The organism is Micromonospora echinofusca (genome assembly GCF_017614955.1).
Lineage (GTDB): Bacteria > Actinomycetota > Actinomycetes > Mycobacteriales > Micromonosporaceae > Micromonospora > Micromonospora echinofusca_A.
Genome location: NZ_WVUH01000469.1, coordinates 1 through 4564 on the forward strand (window position 1 = coordinate 1; position 4564 = coordinate 4564).

General features: G+C 68.2%; 4 protein-coding genes. 2 read left to right on the forward strand and 2 right to left on the reverse strand.

What is annotated here, in order from left to right; translation table 11 throughout:
- Positions 1 to 22 precede the first annotated feature (22 nt).
- Together GSF22_RS31055 and GSF22_RS31060 are read right to left on the reverse strand one after the other, a co-directional pair.
- On the reverse strand, positions 23 to 844 hold the full coding sequence (locus tag GSF22_RS31055; protein WP_208817473.1) for a class I SAM-dependent methyltransferase: 822 nt from the start codon (positions 842 to 844) through the stop codon (positions 23 to 25).
- 62 nt (positions 845 to 906) lie between these two features.
- Complete coding sequence (locus GSF22_RS31060; protein ID WP_208817474.1) at positions 907 to 1848, reverse strand: hypothetical protein; 942 nt, start codon at positions 1846 to 1848, stop codon at positions 907 to 909.
- Between the two features lie 933 nt (positions 1849 to 2781).
- Here GSF22_RS31060 and GSF22_RS31065 point away from each other — a divergent pair.
- Positions 2782 to 4134, forward strand: coding sequence for a lysine N(6)-hydroxylase/L-ornithine N(5)-oxygenase family protein (locus GSF22_RS31065; protein WP_208817475.1), 1353 nt, complete (start codon positions 2782 to 2784; stop codon positions 4132 to 4134).
- A gap of 48 nt (positions 4135 to 4182) precedes the next feature.
- Complete coding sequence (locus GSF22_RS31070; protein WP_208817476.1) at positions 4183 to 4557, forward strand: cupin domain-containing protein; 375 nt, start codon at positions 4183 to 4185, stop codon at positions 4555 to 4557.
- The last annotated feature ends 7 nt before the right edge of the window (positions 4558 to 4564 follow it).

Consider the following 4564-nt stretch of genomic DNA (forward strand, 5'->3'; position numbering starts at 1 on the left):
GCGCAGGGGTACGACAACGGGGTCAGGCGCGGACACCCGAGTAGATATCGTAGTACTCACCGGGAATATCCACTTTTTCCACACCGGTGAGTCCGGCGGCGACCAGGATCTCCCGCAGCTGGTCGTGCCGCAGGAACCGGCACCGTCGACGGAAGTCGTGGCTGACGCCGTCGATGGTGAGCGTGCTCGACCAGGTGCGGATGCCGGTGGAGCGGTCGATCTCGATCCGCTCCAGGATGTCCACCCGGTGGTCGCCGATCAGCAGCGTCGGGTGGTCACTGACCTGCGGGTCGGTCCGCTCCAGGTCCTCGGCGCGGGTGATGTCGACATAGAACCGGCCACCCGGCTTCAGGCACGCGATCCACTGCCCGATCGCCTCCGCCATCGCCTCCTGGGTGGCCAGGCCCTCGTCGTCCCAGGCGCCGGCGTAGATGTAGTTGCCACCACCCCGGTTCATCACCACGTCGAACTGGTCGGCGTACCGCTTCGGCAGGTCCTCCCAGAGCACCTGCTCGGCCCGCACGTCGAGCCCCTCGATCCGGGCGTTGCGGTGGAAGTGCCGCAGCATCGCCTCGCTGCCGTCGGTGCAGGTGACGTCGTAACCGCGCTGGATCAGCTCCAGCGCGGGAAAGCCGCTGCCGCAGGCACAGTCGAGGATCCGCTGACCGGCCGGGGGGCCCAGCCACCGCGCGATGTCGTCGGCGGTGCGTTCCCGGTCGAACTCGAAGTACATGCAGAGTTCCCAGAGCGTGCCGATGTCGACGACCTGCTCGTCCAGACAGGCCCGCAGTCGGGCATCGGTGACCACGATCTCGCCGGCCGTGACACGGGTACCGTCCGCCATGGGTTTCCTCACTCCGGTTCGGTCGATGGGGGCAACGGGACAGGGCGGTCGGACCGGGCGGATCAGGCGTAGCCGTACAGCCGGACCATCCGGCCCAGGCGCTCGGCGAGCAGCTCCTCGTGCTCGGGGCCGAAGGCCTCCCGCCACGAGCCGATCTGGCCCTTGAAGAACGAGAAGGAGTCGGTGCGGAACAGCTTCTCGACGAGCTGGTCGGGCGAGTCGTCGCAGCCGAGGAAGTCCAGGACCCGGGCGACGGTGGCGGCCTGGAGCTCGTCCGACCCGCCGCCGCGCGCGCCGACCAGCTGCTCGAACGACACCTGGCAGACGTTGGGGTGGTTGAGCAGCCAGAGGGCCCGCTCGTGGTCGCCGGAGACCGGGAACGCCGGGTCGGTGAGGGCGTAGGTGAGCTTCTCCGACAGGTCGGCCTTGGACTCCAGGATCCGGTTGAAGATCTGGAACTCGCTGAAGTTGCCGTAGCCCTGCGCCGTCCGGCCACAGAGGAAGTTGACCATCGACAGCAGGACGTCGCGGGGGTCGCGGTACATGAACAGGATCCGCGGCAGCCCGGTCTCGGTCCACTCCTGGAGGAACCGGCCGTCGACCTTCTTGATGTCGAGTTCGGGCAGCACCCAGCAGACGTTGCCGGGGGTGGTCGCGAAGGTGGAGGTGGCGGTACGCCGCAGCGCCTGCTCGATGAGGCCGTTGTTGGTCACCGCCACGCCGTAACGGTTGACCAGCGGCATGCCGAGCCGCTGCTGCCAGGCCCAGCCGAGCGCCTCCCACGCCTCGTCACCGGCCTTCGCGAACGAGGCGGGGTCACCGGCGGCCAGCTCCGCGTAGGTCTGCTCGTCGTAGACCATCCGGGCGACCCGGTCCCGGGTGGCGTCGTCCAGCACCGGACGGATCTCCGCAGGGATGCGCGACTGTCCGTAGATGCCGTACCCCAGCGCGACCATCAGCTCCTGGATCAGGTGGGTACCGGACTTCATCAGGGAGATGACCATGACGCGCTCTGCGCGACCGGGGGCAGGTACAGCAGTCTCGGAACCCACAATTGTCCCCTTACTCACGGAATCAGGTCAGCGGCGGTGTGGCGGCACCGGCAGGAAATCACCACCGGGCGTTGGAGGGCACGACTCAGCAACCCGCTTCCGCGAAGCTTGCCAGCCCTCTCGCCGACGTGTCAAGCAAAATCGCATGTCGATTGTTAACTGCCGCTCCGTCATATTTCCCCAGGTCACGGTGCCTATAGGAGGGATCAACTATTGCACCGCGATCCATTCGCCCGACCAGTGGTACGGATCGCACGAAATCTTCCGGACATCCGCGCGACCGCTATCGACGGGCAGCTATGCCAGCTCTGAGCTGGGGTTTTGTTCCCGCCAGGCAGCCCTGAGGCAACCTAACCCGGCACTACCGCCCGGGGTTAGCCGGTGACAGAGGCGCAACCGGAGTGCTACGGTCCGCATGATTGCTGGGTAACGGCAAAATATCGCAGACGCCATCGGGGGATGACACGGATGTCGCGGCCAGGGCTGCACTCAGACGACCACCTGGACAGCCGCACCATTTCCGGTAGTCACGCCCAACGCGACAATCCCACCACTTCGCCCAACGATCTTCCATTGTCGTACCCCGATCCCAGGGATATCCTGAAACGCCAGTTCACAGGGCATCCCACCAGCCTCCAGAGGTCCCCTCTACCGGCGCCCGCCGGCACGCGGCACGACCGCGACGCCCAGGCGGGCCGCCTCGGATCCACGCCGCTGCCCACGGTGTCGCCCGTGACCCCACGGTCCGGCCCTCCGGCGTGGTCCGTAACGCATGAGGCAACCGTCCGACCGCCCCTCCGGTAACCCCGCCGCGCGTCGTCCGGCCGGCTGCGTCACAACCCGCGCAGAACGGTCACGGCACCAGCCTCTACCAGGAGCAACGACATGCGTTCACACCCGCGCCCGGATCCCGTCGTCGACATCCTGGGGATCGGCTTCGGACCATCGAATCTGGCCCTCGCGATCGCGGTGACCGAGCACAACGAGTCCACCGCCATGACCCCGCTGACCGTCGAGTTCCTGGAGCGGAAGCCGCAGTTCCAGTGGCACCGGGGGATGCTGCTGGACGGGGCGACGATGCAGGTCGCCTTCCTCAAGGACCTCGTCACCCTCCGAAACCCGGTGAGCCGGTTCGGCTTCGTGCCGTACCTGCACGCCAAGGACCGGTTGATCGACTTCATCAACCACAAGAGCCTGTTCCCGTCCCGGATCGAGTTCCACGACTACCTGGCCTGGTGTGCGGAGCAGATGCGCCACGTGGTCAGCTACGGCGTCGAGGTGGTCTCCTGCCGACCGGTCGAACAGGACGGCCTGGTCAACCACTACGAGGTGGTGGCCCGGGACGTCGCCACCGGCGAGACGCTCGTCCGGCAGGCCCGTAACCTCGTCGTCGCACCGGGTCTGACCCCCCGGATGCCGGCCACCATCGCACCGGGCCCCCGGGTCTGGCACAGCTCCACCTTCCTGGACAACCTCGCCCGGCTGGACGTCGACTCCGGACCGCAGCGGTTCGTGGTGGTCGGCGCCGGTCAGAGCGCGGCAGAGGTGACCGACCACCTGCACCGCAGCTTCCCCGGGGCCGAGGTGTACGCGGTCTTCTCCCGCTTCGGCTACAGCCAGTCCGACGACAGTCCGTACGCCAACCGGATCTTCGACCCGGCGACCGTGGACGTCTTCCACCGCGCCCCGGAGGAGGTCCGGACGGCGCTGCTGCGCTACCACGCGAACACCAACTACTCCGTCGTGGACGTCGACCTGATCGAGAGCCTCTACCGCCGGGCGTACGAGGAGAAGGTGCAGGGCGTCGAGCGGCTCCACTTCTTCAACGTCTCCCAGCCCACCGGCGTGCGGGAGACCGACGACGCGGTCGAGGTGACCGTACGGCACGCCGACTCGGGCCGGCAGTCGGTGGTCCGGGCCGCCGCGCTGGTCTGCGCCACCGGTTACCGGGCGACCGATCCCCGGACCGTGCTGGGCGAGGTCGCCCCGCTGCTCTGGACCGACGAGCAGGACCGCCTCCTGGTCGAACGCGACTACCGGGTGGTGACCGGCCCGGAGGTACTGGCCGGCGTCTACCTCTGCGGGGGTACCGAGAACACCCACGGGATCACCTCGTCGCTGCTGTCGAACACGGCGGTACGGGCCGGCGAGATCCTGGCCGCCGTCCTCAAGCGGCTCGACTACGACTCCACCACCCGCCCGCAGCCGGCGAACGAGGCCGACCCGGCCCGGAACTGACCGCCGACGCGCGGCAACCACCGTTGGTCCCACGAAAGACGAGGACGGATGATCACCAAGTTCTCCATCGACGAGTCGGCGGCCACCGCCGAGTTCGGCATGTCCTGCCAGCGGCTGGTGCCCTGGTCGACCGGGGCGGAGGAGCCGCCGCTGGGGGTGATGGCCTGCTTCCTCCCGGCCGGCAACGAGTCCATCCAGGACTGTCACGACCAGGACGAGGTCATGCTCGTGCTGAGCGGCAGCGGTGAGGTCGTCATCGGGCCGGACCGGGCCGGGATCCGGACCGGCGAACTGATCGTCATTCCCCGCAACCAGCCGCACGTCGTGATCAACCCGACCACCGAGACGCTGCGGTGGGTGTCGATGTACTGGCCGCTGCACGAGCCGGCCGGCCAGGCTGGGACGGAGGACGCGTCGGCATGAGTGCCCC

Bases quoted from the DNA above. Each gene is read 5' to 3' on its own strand.
- GSF22_RS31055 (WP_208817473.1), bottom strand. From the start codon at position 844: ATGGCGGACGGTACCCGTGTCACGGCCGGCGAGATCGTGGTCACCGAT.
- GSF22_RS31060 (WP_208817474.1), bottom strand. From the start codon at position 1,848: ATGGTCATCTCCCTGATGAAGTCCGGTACCCACCTGATCCAGGAGCTG.
- GSF22_RS31065 (WP_208817475.1), top strand. From the start codon at position 2,782: ATGCGTTCACACCCGCGCCCGGATCCCGTCGTCGACATCCTGGGGATC.
- GSF22_RS31070 (WP_208817476.1), top strand. From the start codon at position 4,183: ATGATCACCAAGTTCTCCATCGACGAGTCGGCGGCCACCGCCGAGTTC.